Annotated in this window: 16 protein-coding genes; 6 read left to right on the top strand and 10 right to left on the bottom strand. The window is 66.9% G+C overall.

The genetic code is table 11. The features are described from left to right. Nucleotides 1–170: 170 nt before the first annotated feature. The gene (locus CKW34_RS12315) at nt 171–437 is read left to right on the top strand and encodes a hypothetical protein (protein WP_143533334.1); all 267 of its coding nucleotides are present in this window, start codon (nt 171–173) and stop codon (nt 435–437) included. Nucleotides 438–715: 278 nt separating this feature from the next. Then, nucleotides 716–1,147 (top strand): amphi-Trp domain-containing protein, encoded by a 432-nt coding sequence (locus tag CKW34_RS12310; protein ID WP_059383439.1) that lies wholly within the window; start codon nt 716–718, stop codon nt 1,145–1,147. 385 nt (nt 1,148–1,532) lie between these two features. Here the strand turns inward: CKW34_RS12310 and CKW34_RS12305 are convergent, their stop codons facing one another. Further along, complete coding sequence (locus CKW34_RS12305) at nt 1,533–2,477, bottom strand: helix-turn-helix transcriptional regulator (protein WP_059383440.1); 945 nt, start codon at nt 2,475–2,477, stop codon at nt 1,533–1,535. A gap of 89 nt (nt 2,478–2,566) precedes the next feature. Here CKW34_RS12305 and CKW34_RS12300 point away from each other — a divergent pair, with 89 nt between their 5' ends. Then, entirely contained in the window at nt 2,567–2,986 is a 420-nt protein-coding gene (locus tag CKW34_RS12300) for a VOC family protein (protein ID WP_059383441.1), read from the top strand. A gap of 77 nt (nt 2,987–3,063) precedes the next feature. After that, nucleotides 3,064–3,387: a pyrimidine/purine nucleoside phosphorylase gene (gene ppnP, locus CKW34_RS12295; RefSeq protein ID WP_059383442.1), complete on the top strand. Its 324-nt coding sequence runs from the start codon at nt 3,064–3,066 to the stop codon at nt 3,385–3,387. 96 nt (nt 3,388–3,483) lie between these two features. Here ppnP and CKW34_RS12290 read toward each other — a convergent pair whose 3' ends face one another. After that, nucleotides 3,484–4,971: a DHA2 family efflux MFS transporter permease subunit gene (locus tag CKW34_RS12290; protein WP_059383443.1), complete on the bottom strand. Its 1,488-nt coding sequence runs from the start codon at nt 4,969–4,971 to the stop codon at nt 3,484–3,486. Between the two features lie 77 nt (nt 4,972–5,048). After that, entirely contained in the window at nt 5,049–5,759 is a 711-nt protein-coding gene (locus tag CKW34_RS12285) for a PadR family transcriptional regulator (protein WP_064059863.1), read from the bottom strand. 177 nt (nt 5,760–5,936) lie between these two features. Between CKW34_RS12285 and CKW34_RS12280 the strand changes: the two genes are divergently transcribed. Beyond that, nucleotides 5,937–7,037 (top strand): VanZ family protein, encoded by a 1,101-nt coding sequence (locus tag CKW34_RS12280; RefSeq protein WP_059383445.1) that lies wholly within the window; start codon nt 5,937–5,939, stop codon nt 7,035–7,037. 299 nt (nt 7,038–7,336) lie between these two features. Here CKW34_RS12280 and CKW34_RS12275 read toward each other — a convergent pair whose 3' ends face one another. The 7 genes from CKW34_RS12275 to CKW34_RS12245 form a co-directional block, all read right to left on the bottom strand. Further along, on the bottom strand, nt 7,337–9,343 hold the full coding sequence (locus CKW34_RS12275) for an FG-GAP repeat domain-containing protein (RefSeq protein ID WP_059383446.1): 2,007 nt from the start codon (nt 9,341–9,343) through the stop codon (nt 7,337–7,339). A 47-nt stretch (nt 9,344–9,390) separates the two neighbouring features. Then, on the bottom strand, nt 9,391–9,852 hold the full coding sequence (locus CKW34_RS12270) for a hypothetical protein (protein WP_155418959.1): 462 nt from the start codon (nt 9,850–9,852) through the stop codon (nt 9,391–9,393). A gap of 11 nt (nt 9,853–9,863) precedes the next feature. Beyond that, nucleotides 9,864–11,063: a S8 family peptidase gene (locus CKW34_RS12265; RefSeq protein WP_059383448.1), complete on the bottom strand. Its 1,200-nt coding sequence runs from the start codon at nt 11,061–11,063 to the stop codon at nt 9,864–9,866. A 203-nt stretch (nt 11,064–11,266) separates the two neighbouring features. Beyond that, a complete protein-coding gene (locus CKW34_RS12260) occupies nt 11,267–11,530 on the bottom strand; it encodes a WhiB family transcriptional regulator (RefSeq protein WP_059383449.1) in 264 nt (87 codons plus the stop codon). Further along, a complete protein-coding gene (locus tag CKW34_RS12255) occupies nt 11,527–12,150 on the bottom strand; it encodes a LutC/YkgG family protein (protein WP_059383450.1) in 624 nt (207 codons plus the stop codon). Before CKW34_RS12255 ends, CKW34_RS12260 begins: the two co-directional genes overlap by 4 nt. Beyond that, a complete protein-coding gene (locus CKW34_RS12250; protein ID WP_059383451.1) occupies nt 12,147–13,649 on the bottom strand; it encodes a LutB/LldF family L-lactate oxidation iron-sulfur protein in 1,503 nt (500 codons plus the stop codon). Before CKW34_RS12250 ends, CKW34_RS12255 begins: the two co-directional genes overlap by 4 nt. Next, nucleotides 13,646–14,410 carry a (Fe-S)-binding protein gene (locus tag CKW34_RS12245; protein WP_059383574.1) on the bottom strand — a complete coding sequence of 255 codons (765 nt, stop codon included), beginning with the start codon at nt 14,408–14,410 and terminating at the stop codon, nt 13,646–13,648. The genes CKW34_RS12250 and CKW34_RS12245 overlap by 4 nt, the downstream gene beginning before the upstream one ends. Before the next feature lie 220 nt (nt 14,411–14,630). On the opposite strand from CKW34_RS12245, the gene CKW34_RS12240 reads away from it, so the two are divergent. Further along, nucleotides 14,631–16,349, top strand: coding sequence for an L-lactate permease (locus tag CKW34_RS12240; protein ID WP_370670864.1), 1,719 nt, complete (start codon nt 14,631–14,633; stop codon nt 16,347–16,349). The last annotated feature ends 20 nt before the right edge of the window (nt 16,350–16,369 follow it).

The following is a 16,369-nucleotide window of genomic DNA, read 5'->3' as shown; positions in this document are numbered from 1 at the left end:
GCACGACGCGGTTCACGCGATCCGCTCCCGCACCGGGCAACCTGTCCGCCGAGCTTCGAGCCGGCAGAGAGCGTCGAGGGCATGACCTCCGGCGCGTAGATCGTCGAGAACCTCGGGCGACTCCACCATGTGGTCAGCGTCACATGTCGATGCTCTCGGAGCAAGCACTCATGACTGTTCTGCGCAGCATCCAGCCGTACTCCGGCGGGCCGAGAGTGGCATCACCGCTGCGTGCGGCGACGACGCCTCCCATCCGGCACATCGGACCGCCCGGCCGGCTCTGCAGCTCCTCGACTGCTCCCGAACTCGACGGCCTCTGCGTCCGCACCTCGGCCGGTCAGTGCCTGAACCACCATCTCGAGGTCGCGCAGGGTCACCTCATCTACCGACGAACGGCCTTCTTCATCTCGAACGGAACGGGCCATGACAACTCCTGACAGAAGAACCACCGACCACGCCGTCGACCGTCGCAACACGAACAGAACCACCGCCACACGAACCGGCACCGGCAAGGCACCGGGCCCGACATCATCGGCAGGCCTGCGACACCGGTGAGTCTAATCCCGCCCGGAGCAACTTTTCGCCGCGATCGGTTGCGCGCATGTAACTCGCCCGGACGACGAACGTCGAACTCGTCACGGCTCCTCGTTCACGACTCCGGTCTACCCCGCGACGGATACCGTGGATGCATACTTCATCGAGGTCAGGAGTTGCCGTGCCCAAGCTGGAGATCAAGCAGAAGGCCCAACTTACCCGCAAGCAGGCGTCCGACCGGCTGATTGCACTCGGTCGTGCCTTGGCGACGGGATCCGAGGTGGAACTGGACTCGGGCGGTGATTCCATTTCGCTCGTCGTCGCCGACCGGCTCGAATGGGAACTCGAGATCGAGGTGGACGGCGACCAGGTCGAGATCGAGGTCGAATTCAGTTGGCGGGACGCCCCATCCGACAGTCCACAAGCCGATGCGGACGAGGACGAAGACGAGGAGCCGGACGAGGAAGCGGACACCGCCGAAGGTTCGGACGAGGACCCGGATGAAGACGAGGGCGAGGTCGAGGACGAGCCACAGCAGGCCGAGCCGCGACGGAGAGCCCCGGTCAAGAAGACGGCGCGGCGTGGTCGGCCACGTAAGCGCGCCGCCGACTGATCGATGCACAGCCCCCTGCGCCGCTCCTACCTTCGCGAGCGCCTCGGGGCCGACGCCGCATTCCTTCCCGCCGTCCGACAGCGTCGGATCTTTCGGACCCCCGACCCCGTCACTGCGGTCGGTCACCCGCTCGGACCGAGCGCTTGGCACGCTCACGTACCACTACGGCCTCGCATACGCACCCCATAGGACGCATGGGGACGGACAGCACTGTGCGCGGCCCGGACTGACTCAGGTGAGTCCAGCAGGCCCCGTTTCCGGTTGCAAGACCTATCCCGCAGAAGGCTCACAACCGAAAAGTGAGGCTCACAACCCTGGTGGTCGACCCTCCGGGTTGTGAGCCTCACTTCAGCGTTGTGAGCTTCCCGCCGAACGCACTCTGCGCTCAGCGGGCGTAACGGTCGGCGAGCTCGGTTCCGATACGCGCCAGTTCTTCCCGCACCGAGACCGGATCGAGCACCTCGACCAGCGCGCCCCATCCGGCGAGATTCCGGGCGATGTCGAGCAGCGTCGGCGCGGCGATCCGCACCCGACTGTGTCCGTCGTCGAGTTCGTCGTCGACGTGGCAGTGCCGACCGAAATGGTTCCGCAGGATCGGGACGTATCGGCTTCCGATGAGAACCGTCGCCCACGTGCGCGAGCGCTTCTGCTCGACCTGGCCGACCACCTCGTCCCACGCCTGCTCGAGCGCGAAGTCGTCGGGTCGTTCTGCGGCGTCATCGGTCGGTTCGGCCCCGCTGATCCGGTCGACGCGGAAGGTGCGCTGCCCTCGCTCGGTGCCGGCGATCAGATACCAGGTGCCGTCCTTGTCGACGAGTCCCCACGGATCGACGACGCGCTCCGATCGCTCCCGCATGGCGTTCGTGTAGGTGAACCGGACCTTCCGTCGACGCACCACCGCCGTCTGCAGAAGGTCGACGATCTCGGGTCGCGGGCGGTCGAGCCCGCTCCACCCCGTCCGGTCGTTCATCACCGCACCGGCGGCCGCTTCGGCGTCGGCCCGGAAGGTCTGCGGCAGGGCGCGGACGAGCTTGCGAAGCGCGATCTTGGCCTCCGCCGACACGGACGCCGCCGGCCCGACGAGGAGGAACAACGCCCGGGTCTCGGTGGCCGACAGTCCGCTGAGGTCGGTCCGGGCACCGCCGACGAGCGACCACCCGCCTCCGCGTCCCGGCTGCGGATAGACGGGGATGCCTGCCGCCGACAACGCTTCGAGGTCGCGGCGCGCCGTCGCCACCGACACCTCGAGCTCCTCCGCAAGGTCTGCAGCGGTCACCCGCCCACGCTGTTGGAGGAACAACAGGGCCGCGACGAGCCGGTCTGCGCGCATGCCTCGAGTATCCCGAAGAAAGTGCTCAGTCGATGAGCACTTTGACTGCGAGAGTTGTTCCCAGAAGACCAACGAGAGGAACGACCGTCATGTTGCGAGGACTCACCACCACCAACTACATCGTCGACGACCTGCGTGCCGCCATCGACTGGTACACCGAACTGCTCGGTGTCGAGCCGTATTTCGTACGGGAGGTCGACGGAGCTCCGGCGTACGTCGAGTTCCGGATCGGCGACTTCCAGCACGAGCTCGGATTCATCGAGCGCCGGTTCGCGCCGCCGCACCGGACCGGTTCGGACACCGGCGCGACGCTCACCTACTGGGCGGTCGACGACGTCGAGGCCACCTACGAGCGGCTCCTGTCGCTCGGAGCCACCACGCACGAGGGCATCACCGAACGCGGTCCCGGGTTCGTCACCGCCTCGGTCGTCGACCCGTTCGGCAACGTGCTCGCGGTGATGTACAACCAGCACTATCTCGACATCGTCGACTCGGTGAAGGGCGCCTGAGATGCACCTCGCGACGGACGGGAGCACACCGACCCCGGCGACCGGCGACCTGCACCCGCCTCGCTACGCTCCAGCTCATGAGTGAGCCGACTTCGACCTACGCCAACGTGACGCTCGACCCGCGTGCCAACGTCTACTTCGACGGCAAGTGCGTCAGCCACAACTTCCATCTGGCGGATGGAACCCGCAAGTCGGCCGGCGTGATCCTGCCCGCGACCCTGAACTTCGGCACTGCTGCTCCCGAGGTCATGGAGCTGCACAGCGGCGCGTGCCGCGTCCGGTTGGCCGGCAGCGAGGACTGGACCTCCTACGGTGCAGGCGACTCCTTCTCGGTGCCCGGCGACTCGTCCTTCGACATCGAGGTGACCGAGGCCGTCAGCTACGTCTGCCATTACGGCTGACCACACTCCCGAGCGAACGAGAACGCTCCCACCGAGTCCTGCTCGGTGGGAGCGTTCTTCCGTTCGTGGCGACCGGGCCCTACACGCGAACCCGGCTCAGCCGGTGACCTCTGCCCGATCAGCCGAAGTGCCGGCCTGCGCCTTCCGCTGCGACGAGGCGTGGCCGACGAACATCGCCGACGCCACGATCCCGATGATCAGGACCGACGCGGGCAGGAGCATCGACTGGCTCAGCGCGGTGCTGAACTTCTCGGCGATCTGCTCCGGGAGAGCGGTTCCCATCGCGGCTCCGCCGCCTTCACCGGCCTGCACCTCACCGAGTCCCTGCGCGGCCATCAAAGACGAGATCAAGGCACCGATCGCAGCGCTGCCCAGCACCGAACCGACCTGACGGGTGGTGTTGTAGATGCCGGCACCAGCACCCGCCTGGTGAATGGGCAGGTTGTGCGTGGCGGTGGAGGCCAGCGGTGCCCAGATGCACGAATTGGACACGCCGGCGATACCGGCGATGAGCAGGAACAGCACGATGGGGCTGTCCGGCGTCATGAGCACCGCAAACCCGAAGATCGACGCGGAGAAGAGCGTGAAGCCGACGGTGGGCAACACCCGCGGCGGCATCCGGTCGGAGAACTTGCCGACGAGCGGTGCCGTCAGACCGGTGACGATCGCCATCGGGGCGAAGATCAGGGCGGCGCGCGTGGGTGAGAATCCGCGGACCGTCTCGAGATAGAAGTACGCCGGAACCATCAGGGCGGTCATGGCTGCGCCCATCGACGAGATCGCGATGTTCGACATCGAGAAGTTCCGGTCGCGGAACAGGGCCAGCGGCACGAGGGGTTCACCCTTGTTGCGCGCCTGGTTGAAGACGAACAGCACCATCACCGCGATACCTGCGACGATCATCGTCCAGGTCCATACGTCCCAGTCGCGGCTGGAACCTTCCTGGATTCCGAAAACGAGCAGGAACAGTCCGACGCCACTGAGGATCACGCCGACGACGTCGAACTTGTGCGGTTGGGTCTCGAGGCTGGGCACCAGGCACGCCGCCAGCACGAACGCAATGATGCCGACCGGGACGTTGATGTAGAAGATCCAGTTCCAGCCCTGCCAATCGACCAGCACACCACCGACGAGGGGCCCGAGCAGCGAGGCCAGACCGGCGACCGCGCCCCACAGACCCATGGCCGCGCCGCGCTTGTCGGGCGCGAAGGTGCGGGTGATGATCGCCATCGTCTGCGGCGTCATCAGCGCCGCGCCGAGTCCCTGGACGGCGCGGGCGGCGATGAGCATCTCGATGGTGCCGGAGGTCGCGCACCACAGCGACGCTGCGGTGAACACCACCAGGCCCGCAAGGTAGATGTGCTTGGGGCCGAACCGGTCGCCGAGACGACCGGTGAACAGCAGAGGCACCGCATAGGTGAGCAGATAGGCGCTGGTCACCCAGACGACCTGATTGATGTCGGCCTGCAGGTCGGCCATGATCGCCGGGTTGGCCACCGCGACGATGGTCAAGTCCAGCAGGATCATGAAGAACCCGACCACCAGGGCCGACAGGCCCCACCACGGATTACGTTCGGTTTTCATCGATTTCGTTCCTGTTCGCACCGGTCGAGCACGACCGGCGATCTATTGGGTCAAGGTGTCCAGGTTCGGTCGATGTACTACGGCCGACCGGGACCACTACTTCCCGCACCGCTCCTCCGCAGTTCGGCGAGAGTCTCGTCCGTCAGCGCCGCACCCCAGTCGCGGCCGAGATCATGGGGCGGGTCCGGAAGTTGTAGATCGGCGGCATCGAAGCTCTGCCACGCGAGGGAGCCGTCGCGGATCTCCTCGATCAGCCCGCGAAGCCAGTCCGCTTCGTGGGCGGTCCTGTCCCGGAGAAAGTCGACGGCCACCCAGTAGCGACGCGGCACGCCGTTGTCCGCGGCCCACATGCGGATCGCGTCGAATTCGACAAGTTCTTCCTCGAGCCGGTCGATGCGCTCGCCGAGGAGAACGACGACCTCGTCGGCCGGAAGGTTGTGCGATTCGGCGAGACCGAGGGGAAAGATCGGATATTCACGGACGGGCCGTCGGATGATCTCGGCGAGGCGGGCCCGCACGGCCGCGGCGCCGGCCTCGGTGATGCTGTAAGTGGTGCGCTCGGGCCTGTTGCCTGCGCGTTCTGTGCCTTCCTGCCGGATCAGTCCGCTTTCCGCGAGGCGGGAAACAGTGTGGTACAGCGAGCTCGGCCGGAGCTTGATCAGGTTGTCCTCGCGCCGCTTGAGCAGAAGCTGGTGCATCTCGTAGGGATGCATCGGCCGTTCCTCGAGCAGCCCGAGTACCGCGACGGCCATAGGCGTCAGGACGGGGCTGCGGGGCTGATCGGACACCGGTCTCGATTTCCTTCGATCGTCGGGAGGCGTTGCGATTCTGCGACTCGTTCGCTTCGAATAGTCGGCGCCGAATATACGGCGTGGAATAGCGGACGGACAAGCAGGTCGGGTCGGTCGACATCGGCACGCTCGAGCGTCCCCGGAATCGGACCGTCCGGGTGGCAGACTCCCCTCGTGGACAGTCGCGTCGAACTCGGAGTCATCGCAGTCTTCGCCGGCCTACTCGTCGGGGCGGTGTTGTTCGTGCCGTTCGTCGCGTTGAGCTATCGACGCCGCGGCCGCCTCTCGCTCGGACGGCTGGCGCTGTTCGTCGCAGCCCTCGTCTACTTCTGGGCACTGTGGGCCTACACCCTGCTGCCACTCCCCGATCCACAGACGCTGGTGTGCGCCGGGACCAACACCGATCCGCTCGCCTTCGTCGACGACCTGTGGGGTGCGTGGTCGAACACCGGCAGTCCCACCGCATTCCTCCGCGACACGGCGGTCCTGCAACTGGCGCTGAACGTGCTGCTGTTCGTTCCGCTCGGATTCTTCGTCCGCGCGCTCGGGGGCCGCGGAATCCTCGTGGCGATCGCGGCCGGGTTCGCGACGTCGCTGTTCGTCGAACTCGCCCAACTGACCGGGATGTGGGGTGCGTACGACTGCGCGTATCGGGTGTTCGACGTCGACGATCTGCTCACCAACACGGTCGGCGCGGCGCTGGGTTCGCTGTTGGCACTTGTGGTTCCGCGCGGATTGTCGGATCCTTCCGCTGACGTCGACCCGGGAGCATCGCGCCCGGTCACCGTCCCACGCCGGTTGCTCGCGATGTTGTGCGACTGGCTCGGCTACACGTTGACGACCTTCGCCGTGGCGGTCGCGGTGCGGGCCTACCTGATCTACCTCGCCGACGATCGCGCGACCGCCGTCGAAGGTCCGGTGTCGACGATCATCGGCGGCAGCGTCACCCTCGCGGTGTGGTTGCTCGTCATCCTCACCACGGGCAGGTCTCCCGGTGATCACGTCGTGCGACTGCGGTACGTGGGAGGCTCGATGCCCGTGGCGGTCTCGCGGCTCCTGCGGTTCCTCGCCGGCATCGGCGGATACGGTCTGCTCGATCTTCTCCCCGAGGAGTGGAGCATCCTGGTCACGATCTTCGCGGGTGTCGCGGTGGTGACGGCTCTGTTCACCCGCAACGGTCGCGGTCTGCCGGGTGTGCTGAACAGGCAGGAACTCGTCGACAGTCGTGCGCTCCCGCAGCCGGCGGTGGAGGTCGATTCGACAACCCGCACGTGATCGTCACGTCCGAAAGGAGGCTCTTCGAGTAGTCCGCTACGCATGATTTCGCAGCACCCGAGCGTGAAGCTTCGTTCGAAGCACTTTTCGGCGCAGGAAAGGATCCGTCATGACCGACCTGGACTCCCCGTCGACCCGCAAGGTCTGCAGAACGATGGCTGCGCACCGCATCCCCAGGTGCGCACGGTTCTCTCCGTCGACGACGAGGTCCTCACGTTCGAATCGGGGCAACCATGAACCTGAGATGAGGGTTTCCGGCCGATGCGACGCACCGGCCGGAACCCCTCGTTCGAGTACGGTCACGATCTGTGCAACCACACGCCGGCGCTGCCGAACCCGATGATGTCGGCGCGACCGTCACCGGTGGTGTCCGCCAGGAACCGCGGATGCTGGTCGACCCGCCACCCACCGGCGTCGTAACCGAAGTTGGTGACGATCAATCCGGGCGCGTCGAACCCGCCGTTGCCCAGTGCCCGCGACACGTAGACGCCGGCATTGCCGAATCCGACGATGTCAGCACGACCGTCACCGGTGGTGTCCGCCAGGAACCGCGGATGCCGCTCGATCCGCCATCCTCCGGCGCTGTAGGCGAAGTTGTCGACGACGCGCGTGACCGGCCCGTACGTCCCATCGGCTCGAGCCAGAGAGACATACACACCCGCCTCGCCGAATCCGACGATGTCAGCCCGGCCGTCCCCGGTGGTGTCCGCTAGGAACCGTAGATGCCGCTCCACGCGCCAACCACCCGCGTTGTACCCGAAGTCGTCGACGACGCGCGTGACCGGTCCGAACGTCCCGTCCGCCTGCGCTCGGGACACGTACACCCCGGCATCACCGAATCCGACGATGTCCGCCCGGCCGTCACCCGTAGTGTCGGCCAGGAACCGCGGATGCCGCTCCACCCGCCATCCACCGGCAACGTAGCCGAAATCGGCGACCACCCTCGTCACCGGACCGAACGACCCATCGGCCTGCGCCCGAGACACGTACACCCCTGCATCACCGAAACCGACGATATCGGCCCGACGGTCCCCAGTCGTATCCGCCAGGAACCGCGGATGCCGCTCCACCCGCCATCCACCGGCCTGGTAGGCGAAGTCCTTGACGACGAGACGTGGTGTCTCGAAGCGTCCGTTGGGCTGGGAGCGCGACACGTAGACACCGGCATCACCGAATCCGACGATGTCGGCGCGGCGGTTGCCCGTGGTGTCGGCGAGGAACCGCGGATGCCGATCGGTGCGCCACGATCCGGCGTTGTACCCGAAGTTGTTGACGACGAGCTGCGGCGCCCATCCGAGGTGTCCGGGAGTGAAGCCGCAGACGGTGAACGTGTTGCCCTTCATCAGGCACGGGACGCCACCTTCGGCCGCGCAGTTCTCGCAGTTGCCGTTGGCGAGTCCGTATCGTCCGAAGGCACCGCCGCACGTGCACCTGCTGTCCGCGTACTCGTCCGGGCAGCCGAAGATGTGTCCGGTCTCGTGCGCGAACACCCGGTCGATGTTGTCCGGGCCCCAGCCGTCGTTGTTGTAGTCCATGACGACCCGTGGCGCACCCGCGTACGCGAAGTGACCGAGCGGATACTTCGTGAAGAAGGCGCAGTACGTCCAGCGGGTTCCGTAACGGCTGCGGATGTCCTCGACGTAGGCACCCACGCCGTTCCAGTCGGCACTGTAGCCCAGCGCGCCCATCGCCGGATCACGCCAGAGCGCCTCGAGGTCGGCAGCGGACGGGTCCGCCTGCACACTCAGGTTCACGTTCTGGATGTCGTACGAGAAGGAGATGCCCGCCAAGGGGTTTGCGGTGGCGAGCCATCCCAGACCGTTCTGGACCTCGGCGACCACCTTCACCACCTCGGCCTCGGTGAAGCTCAATGCCGCAGTCGGTCCCTGGACGATGACGATGCCGACCGCCACCGACCCCTCGAGATAGGAACTCGTCGGTCCCGCTTCCTGCTGACTGTCGCGCTCTGCCACCTGGGGCGGGACGGGCACGACCGACGTGCAGTCCCCCATGTCCCACTCTCGACCGTCGCGGGGCCGGTTCTCCTTCGCCCGCCGGTAGACGGCGGATTGCCGCAACCGTTGCGCCGCGAGGCCCAGTGTCTCGACCTCGGTGGGGTCGTCGACGAGGTCCCGCATGTCTCCGATCTCCGAGACGGATTCCTCCGCGGACTCCCCCGGAGCGGCAAGGATGGAGATCCGCCCGTAGCGGTGGATCGTTCGTTCCTGTGCCTCGTCGCTCGGATCGGCTGCGCGTACGTCGTCTGCACGTACGACGCGTTCCGTGATGTTCAGGTCGCCGGTCATGTCATGCTCCTGATGTCGAAAATGTGTGCAAACCGGTCCGGTGCGAGTCACCGGCCGGGGATGTCCGGCGGTTCGAATCCGGGAGTGTCCCAGTTCGAGCCCTCGCCGGGGCGCGTCTTCGGCGCGTGTCGGGCCACCCAGGCGTCCACGAACAACTGCTCCTCGGGCGACAGACCGAACGACTCGTCGTCGGGGGCGGTGTCGTAGACGCCGAGGACGCCGGGGATTCTTCGAATGCCCTCCCTCACATCGGGATCCGCGAGGACGAGGAGCAGGCTGGGCCGGAGCAACTGGGTCACCGGAGCCATGGCCTCGACGTCGGCAAGGGTCGCGTCGGCTCGCTCGGGAACAAGGACGACCAGGTGCTCTCGCGGTGGTTCGACCATGGATGTCTCCCCGTCCTCCGAGGTGCTCCCTCGTTGCGGATTCGTGGCGTCGTGCGAGCAGGCCGCCGCCGACACCAGGACTACGGCCGACAACACCGCCAGGACGACGGAGGTCCTGCGCATCGGACGCCGGCTCACGGCGCGATGGCCAACCCCGCGCCCGCATCGACCTGCGGCAACGGCAGCACCTCGGCCCCGTCGACCAGCGTCTTCCAGAGTTCCTTTCCGGTCTTTGCCGTGCTCTGCACGATGAGCGCCGCCAATCCGGCCACGTGCGGTGTGGCCATGGATGTCCCGCTGATCGTGTTGTAGCGGTCCGGCATCGGCCACGACGAGTACACGTCGACACCGGGTGCGGCGATGTCGATCGCACCGCCCGGAACCACGGTGGCCCTGGCCGAGAACGCCGCCATCCTCAGGTCGGACGCCAGTGCCGCGACCGCCATGATCGACGGCGAGTTCGCGGGACTTCCGACGAATCCGGGGTCCGCCGGCCGACGAGCGTTGTTCCCCGCAGCAGCGATGATCAGCGTCCCGGCAGCCAGTGCGCGCTGTCCGACGGCCTCGTAGGCCATCACCGGTTGAGGAACGTCGGCGCCCAGAGACATCGAGACGACCTGGCACCCGTTGGCCAACGCCCACTCGATCCCGGCAAGGATTGTGGAGTCGGACCCACTGCCCTGATTGCTCAGCACCTTCCCGACGAAGATCGCCGCCTTCGGTGCGACGCCGTAGCCTCGCGCGTTCGGTAGATTCCTCGGTCCGCAGGACGTGCCGACACAGTGGGTGCCGTGTCCGTTCCCGTCCTGGACCGCCTGGCCTGCGATGAACGATTTGCTGATGATCGTCCGGCCCGCGAAGTCGGGATGGTTCAGGTCGAATCCGGTGTCGAGCACGGCCACCCGAACGCCGGAGCCATCGAACTGCGACGTGAGCGCACGGGTGGCCTGCGGACCCCAGGTGTGCCTGCGGCCGTCCGCCAGATGTGTCTCCATGGCCAGCGGTGCCGCCAGGGTATGGACGACATGTTCGGGTTCCACGGCCACGATCGCCGGATCCTGCCGTGCGACCTCCTCGAGCGATTCGACCTGCGACGCGTCGACCGCGGCGACAGCCACCCCGAGTCGTTCGAAGATGGTCGCGTCGGCGGATTCGAGTTCGTCGGCGGGGACCGCTTCCGGTCCCGTCTCGTCGCTGGACGCGATCGAGGTCACGCCGCTGATCGATTCGAGTGCGGCGACCCGTTCCTCGTGGGTGCTGTCCTCGGTGAAAGTGATGATCTGCCGGCCCGTGGTCTCGGCCTCGACGGGGCCGTCGGCATCGTCCGTCATCATGATGAGTTCCTCTGATCCGAAGGGTGACAAGAGATGCGGGAGGACCCCGCGGGATCAGTATGTGAACCGGCCGATACCGGCGCCTGCGTAGAGGACTACCTCATTTCGACGGGACGGGTCACGCCCCCGGTGCGTACTCGTTCTCGAATTCGGTGACTCGGACCGAGCCGAGCGAGGTCGGAAACACCGAAGATCGTGTGCGGTCAGTGGTTGAGATGTTGCAGCCGTTCGTGTTCCGACAGTCCACCCCACACTCCGTGCAGTTCGCCGCTGAGCATCGCGTGGGTGCGACACTCGGCCAGCACTCGGCAGCTCGCGCAAATGCGTTTCGCGACGACCTCGCGCCGCCTGCGGATGTTCGGTGGTTCGCCCTCCGGGGCGAAGAAGAAGTACTCGTCGGAGGTCCGGCAGTTGGCATGCTGTTGCCATCCGAGTCGCGGCCGGACACGCTCGGTCAGCAGGGTCATCCGATCATCACCACCTCCAGGGTGCGGGGGCCGTGCACGCCCTCGACGCGTTCGAGTTCGATGTCCGACGTCGCGGACGGTCCACTGATCATGGTGATAGGCCGTTCCGGGACGAGCCGGGCCAGCGCTTCGGGCACTCCCACCTCGACGTCGCTCATCGCCACGACGCACACGTGCAGGTCGGGCACCAGCGTGAGCGCGCGTCGCCCCTGGTCGGGGCTGCCGTCGAGGAAGATCGTGCCCGTCTCGGCGCAGGTGACGGCCGAAGCGGTGACGACCCCGTCGAGATCACCGAGGTCGGCTGCGGGCCGGTCGATGGAGTCGACCACCACCTCGCCACCGAATTCCGCCAGCCACGACCGATCCAGGCCCTCCGGGATCCCGACGCGGCGCACCCCACGAGCCGTGAGGATCTTCGCCAGCACAACATGCAGATCCTCCGGTGTGCTTTCGTGCACGTGGGCCTTGTAGTCGACCAGCCGGTCGACCAGCAGCTCACGGCGTTCGGCGTCCGGCAGGGTGCGTCCGAGACGGTAGTCGCGCGGTACCTCGACCGGTGTCGGCGGTGCCAGAGTCTGCGCCGAACGGATCCGGCCGAGAATCGCGTCGCGGCTGCTCATCGCTGCTGTCCTTCCTCGCGTGCCTTCGCGAGTGCGGCACGTCCTTCGTCGGAGGCCCACCATTGCCGGAAGGTCTGTTTCGGCGGGGCCGGCATGTCGCGAGCGTCGGTCCAGCCGGCGAGCGGACCGGGCAGATTGGTGATTCTCCCCTTCTTGCCGGCGAGGACACGGCCGAGTCCGGCGGCCTTCTGCGCGGCCGTCCAGCGTCGAGAGGACGACATGGCCAGCGACGCGGCCTTCATCGCCGCGGCCTCGGGTCCGAAGCGGGCGTGTTCGACCTTCTGGTGGCGCAGTTCCACCAGCAACGAGGGGATGTCGATCTTGACGGGGCAGGCGTCGTAGCAGGCACCGCACAGGCTCGATGCGAACGGCAGGCTGGCGTTGGGGTCGTCGGGTTGGTCCATCCCGGCCAACTGCGGGCTGAGGACGGCGCCGATCGGGCCCGGATAGGTCGAGCCGTAGGCGTGGCCTCCGGTGCGCTCGTAGACCGGGCACACGTTCAGGCAGGCCGAACACCGGATGCAGTGCAGTGCTTCACGTCCGATCTCGTCGGCGAGCGCGGCGGTGCGGCCGTTGTCCAGCAGTACGAGGTGGAATTCCTGCGGACCGTCGCCGGGGGTGACACCGGTCCACATCGACGTGTAGGGATTCATGCGCTCCCCCGTCGACGAGCGCGGCAGCAGCTGCAGGAACACCTCGAGGTCGCGGAAGGTGGGCAACAGCTTCTCGATGCCCATGACGGTGATGAGTGTCTGCGGCAGCGTCAGGCACATGCGGCCGTTGCCCTCGGATTCGACGACGGCGAGGGTGCCGGTCTCGGCGATGCCGAAGTTCGCGCCCGACACCGCAACCGGCACCGTCATGAACTTGTGACGCAGGAACTTTCGTGCCGCGGCGGCGAGGTGGCGGGGATTGTCGTCGAGGTCGGGGTCGACGTCCGGCATCTCACGCAGGAAGATCTCGCGGATCTCGGCGCGGTTGCGGTGGATGGCGGGCACGAGGATGTGCGAGGGCTTGTCGTGGCCGAGTTGGACGATGAGCTCGGCGAGGTCGGTCTCGTAGGCGGCGATCCCTTGTTCCTCGAGGTGCTCGTTGAGTCCGATCTCCTGGGTGGCCATCGATTTGACCTTGATGACCTCGTCGGATCCCGTCTTCCGGATCAGGTCGGTGACGATGGCGTTGGCCTCGGCGGCGTCTGCCGCCCAGTGCACCACGCCGCCGCGCGCTGTCACCGCCTCCTCGAGTTGGACGAGCAACTCCGGGAGGCGGTTGAGCACGTCGGTCTTGACGGCAGCTCCGGCGTCGCGCAGCTGCTCCCAGTCGGGCAGTTCCCCGGTGACGTTCAGTCGCTTGGCACGGATGGTGTGAGTGGCCTTGCCGATGTTGCGCCGCAACTGCGGGTTCGCGAGTTCCTGGCGCGCTGCGTCGGGAAACTTCTCGAGACCGCGCAGATTTCCGGATCCTCGTGGCGGGACGACGGGCATACCGAGTGCGGTCACGCGGGCACTCCCTTGGGGGCGACGGCCGGTTCCACGGAGGCGAGGATCTCGGCGAGGTGGATGGTGCGGGTGCCGGTGCGCAGGCGCGTGAGACCGCCGCCGATGTGCATCAGGCACGACGAGTCGCCGGCGCTGCAGTATTCGGCGCCGGTGGCGGCGACATTGCTCAGCTTGTCGGCGAGCATCGCAGTGGAGGTCTCGGCGTTCTTGATCGCGAAGGTGCCTCCGAATCCGCAGCACGAGTCGGCCTCGGGCAGTTCGACGAGGTCGATCTCGCGCACAGCACGCAACAGCTGGAGCGGTTTCTCCCCCACCCGCAGCATCCGCAACGAGTGGCAGGTGGGGTGATAGGTCACCCGGTGGGGGAAGTAGGCGCCGACGTCGGTGACGCCGAGGACGTCGACGAGGAATTCGGACAACTCGTACGTCTTGGCCTTGACGGTGTCGACCCGCCCGCACAACGACGCGGAACCGTAACGGGAGGCGACGATTTCGTGCTGGTGACGGACGGATCCGACGCACGATCCGGAAGGGGCGACGACGGCGTCGATGCTGCTGTCGTCGAAGGCGACGACGTAGTTCTCGACGAGCGGCAGCGCGTCGGGTTGGTAGCCGGTGTTGACGTGCATCTGGCCGCAGCAGGTCTGGCGTTCGGGGAAGACGACGTCGTGCCCGAGCCGGGTGAGGAGCAGGGCGGTGGCCGAAACGGCCTTCGGGAACATCGTGTCGCCGAGGCACGTCGCGAACAGGGCGATTCGCATGGAGATCTCCGCATCGGGGGTGTGGTCTGACCACATTGAACCACACGTTCCGGAGATCCGCCGCACATTTTCGGACAGTGACCGCAAATTCCGTCACGGGTCGACTGTGACGCGGACCATGGTGTACTTTCACGTGGTCTGACCACATCGGTCGAAATCAGATCCGCCGCCAACAGCGGCGCAACCACAGGAGTTTCGTGTGGCAACCCGGATATCGGCGGTGACATTCACACCCGCCACTGACGCCATCGCAGGCAGCCTCACCGCATCGGCTCTCGTGGGCCTTGCGCCGCTGCTGACCTTCTTCGTCCTGCTCGCCGGCTTCAAACTCAAGGCCTGGTACTCCGGACTCGGCGCCCTCGTCGTCGCGCTCGTCGTCGCGATCATCGGCTTCGACATGCCCGCGCCGCTGGCCGGCCTGTCCGCCCTGCAGGGTATTACCTTCGGGCTCTTCCCGGTGATGTGGATCGTGATCACTGCGATCTGGTTCTACGAACTCACCGTCGTCAGCGGCCGGTTCGAGGATCTGCGGCGCATCTTCAACTCGATCGGTCACGGCGACATGCGGATCCAGGCGATGCTCATCGCCTTCTGCTTCGGCGGCATGCTCGAAGCACTCGCCGGATTCGGCGCGCCCGTCGCTATCACCGGCGCCATGCTCGTCACCCTCGGCATGCCCGCCCTGCGGGCCGCGGTCACGGTCCTGATCGCCAACACCGCACCGGTCGCCTTCGGCGCCATGGCCATCCCGATCACCACCGCCGGCGCCCTGACCGACATCCCCGCCACCGAGATCGCCGCCGTCGTCGGCCGTCAGACACCGATCCTGGCTCTCTTCGTGCCGTTGTTGCTGCTCTTCCTCGTCGACGGTCGTCGCGGTGTCCGGCAGGCCTGGCCGATCGCACTGGTCACCGGCACGACCTTCGCGCTCGCCCAGTTCTGGTGCTCGAGCCACTTCTCGTACGAACTCACCGATGTCGTCGCCTCGCTCGCCGGTCTCACCGCCGCCGTACTGATGCTGCAGGTCTGGAAGCCGCGGACCCCCGAGGACCAGCTCTCGCGCACCCGCACCGATACCATCGCGGTCCAGGCCGGCACGGAGGGACCCGGAGCCGCTCGTGCTCCGCAGCGTCCCGTCGCCGACGAGTCGCTGACCACCTCGCGCGTCGTCATGGCCCTGTTCCCGTACCTGCTGGTCATCACCGTGTTCGGTGTTGCGAAGCTGTGGACCGTCGGTGTCGATCTGCCGGAGCGTCTCGCCGCCACCGATGTCAAGATCGAGTGGCCCGGCCTGTACGGCAATCTGCTCACAAGCAACGGCGACGCGTCGAGCAGCGCGGTCTACACCTTCTCGTGGTTGTCGTCGCCGGGAACACTGCTGCTGCTCAGCGGCGCGATCGTCACCCTCGTCTACGCGCGGTGGGACAGCGGCGGCATGTTCCCGCTGACCGTCCGCCAGGCCGTGGCCACCTTCGGCACCACCGTCGTGCGGATGAAGCTCGCCATCGCCACGGTGGCCACCGTCCTGGGCCTGAGCTACGTGATGAACCAGTCCGGCCAGACCGTCGCGATCGGCACGTGGCTCGCCGGCACCGGCGCGATCTTCGCCCTGTTCTCCCCGATCCTCGGCTGGCTCGGCACCGCCGTCACCGGCTCGGACACATCCGCCAACGCCCTGTTCGCCCGCCTGCAGCAGGCCGCCGGGCAGACCGCCGGCATCGACCCGACCCTGCTGGTCGCGGCGAACACCTCCGGTGGTGTGGTCGGCAAGCTGATCAGCCCGCAGAACCTCACCATCGCCGCCACCGCGGTCGATCAGCCGGGCAGCGAATCGGTGTTGTTGCGCAAGGTGATCGGCTACAGCGTCGCGATGCTCGTCATCCTCTGTGTGCTGGTCTACCTGCAGTCCACGCCGGTGTTGTCCTGGATGCTCCCCTGATCCGGAATCGACTAGGCTCT

Origin of the sequence: Rhodococcus rhodochrous (genome assembly GCF_900187265.1) — a bacterium.
GTDB classification, from domain to species: domain Bacteria; phylum Actinomycetota; class Actinomycetes; order Mycobacteriales; family Mycobacteriaceae; genus Rhodococcus; species Rhodococcus rhodochrous.
This window is presented reverse-complemented; position numbering and strand designations above follow the sequence as displayed.

What these genes read in the sequence shown, in the direction of transcription:
- CKW34_RS12300 (WP_059383441.1), top strand. Translation starts at nt 2,567, where the DNA reads ATGTTGCGAGGACTCACCACCACCAACTACATCGTCGACGACCTGCGT.
- CKW34_RS12315 (WP_143533334.1), top strand. Translation starts at nt 171, where the DNA reads ATGACTGTTCTGCGCAGCATCCAGCCGTACTCCGGCGGGCCGAGAGTG.
- CKW34_RS12275 (WP_059383446.1), bottom strand. Translation starts at nt 9,343, where the DNA reads ATGACCGGCGACCTGAACATCACGGAACGCGTCGTACGTGCAGACGAC.
- CKW34_RS12305 (WP_059383440.1), bottom strand. Translation starts at nt 2,477, where the DNA reads ATGCGCGCAGACCGGCTCGTCGCGGCCCTGTTGTTCCTCCAACAGCGT.
- CKW34_RS12255 (WP_059383450.1), bottom strand. Translation starts at nt 12,150, where the DNA reads ATGAGCAGCCGCGACGCGATTCTCGGCCGGATCCGTTCGGCGCAGACT.
- CKW34_RS12270 (WP_155418959.1), bottom strand. Translation starts at nt 9,852, where the DNA reads ATGCGCAGGACCTCCGTCGTCCTGGCGGTGTTGTCGGCCGTAGTCCTG.
- CKW34_RS12265 (WP_059383448.1), bottom strand. Translation starts at nt 11,063, where the DNA reads ATGATGACGGACGATGCCGACGGCCCCGTCGAGGCCGAGACCACGGGC.
- ppnP (WP_059383442.1), top strand. Translation starts at nt 3,064, where the DNA reads ATGAGTGAGCCGACTTCGACCTACGCCAACGTGACGCTCGACCCGCGT.
- CKW34_RS12260 (WP_059383449.1), bottom strand. Translation starts at nt 11,530, where the DNA reads ATGACCCTGCTGACCGAGCGTGTCCGGCCGCGACTCGGATGGCAACAG.
- CKW34_RS12290 (WP_059383443.1), bottom strand. Translation starts at nt 4,971, where the DNA reads ATGAAAACCGAACGTAATCCGTGGTGGGGCCTGTCGGCCCTGGTGGTC.
- CKW34_RS12245 (WP_059383574.1), bottom strand. Translation starts at nt 14,410, where the DNA reads ATGCGAATCGCCCTGTTCGCGACGTGCCTCGGCGACACGATGTTCCCG.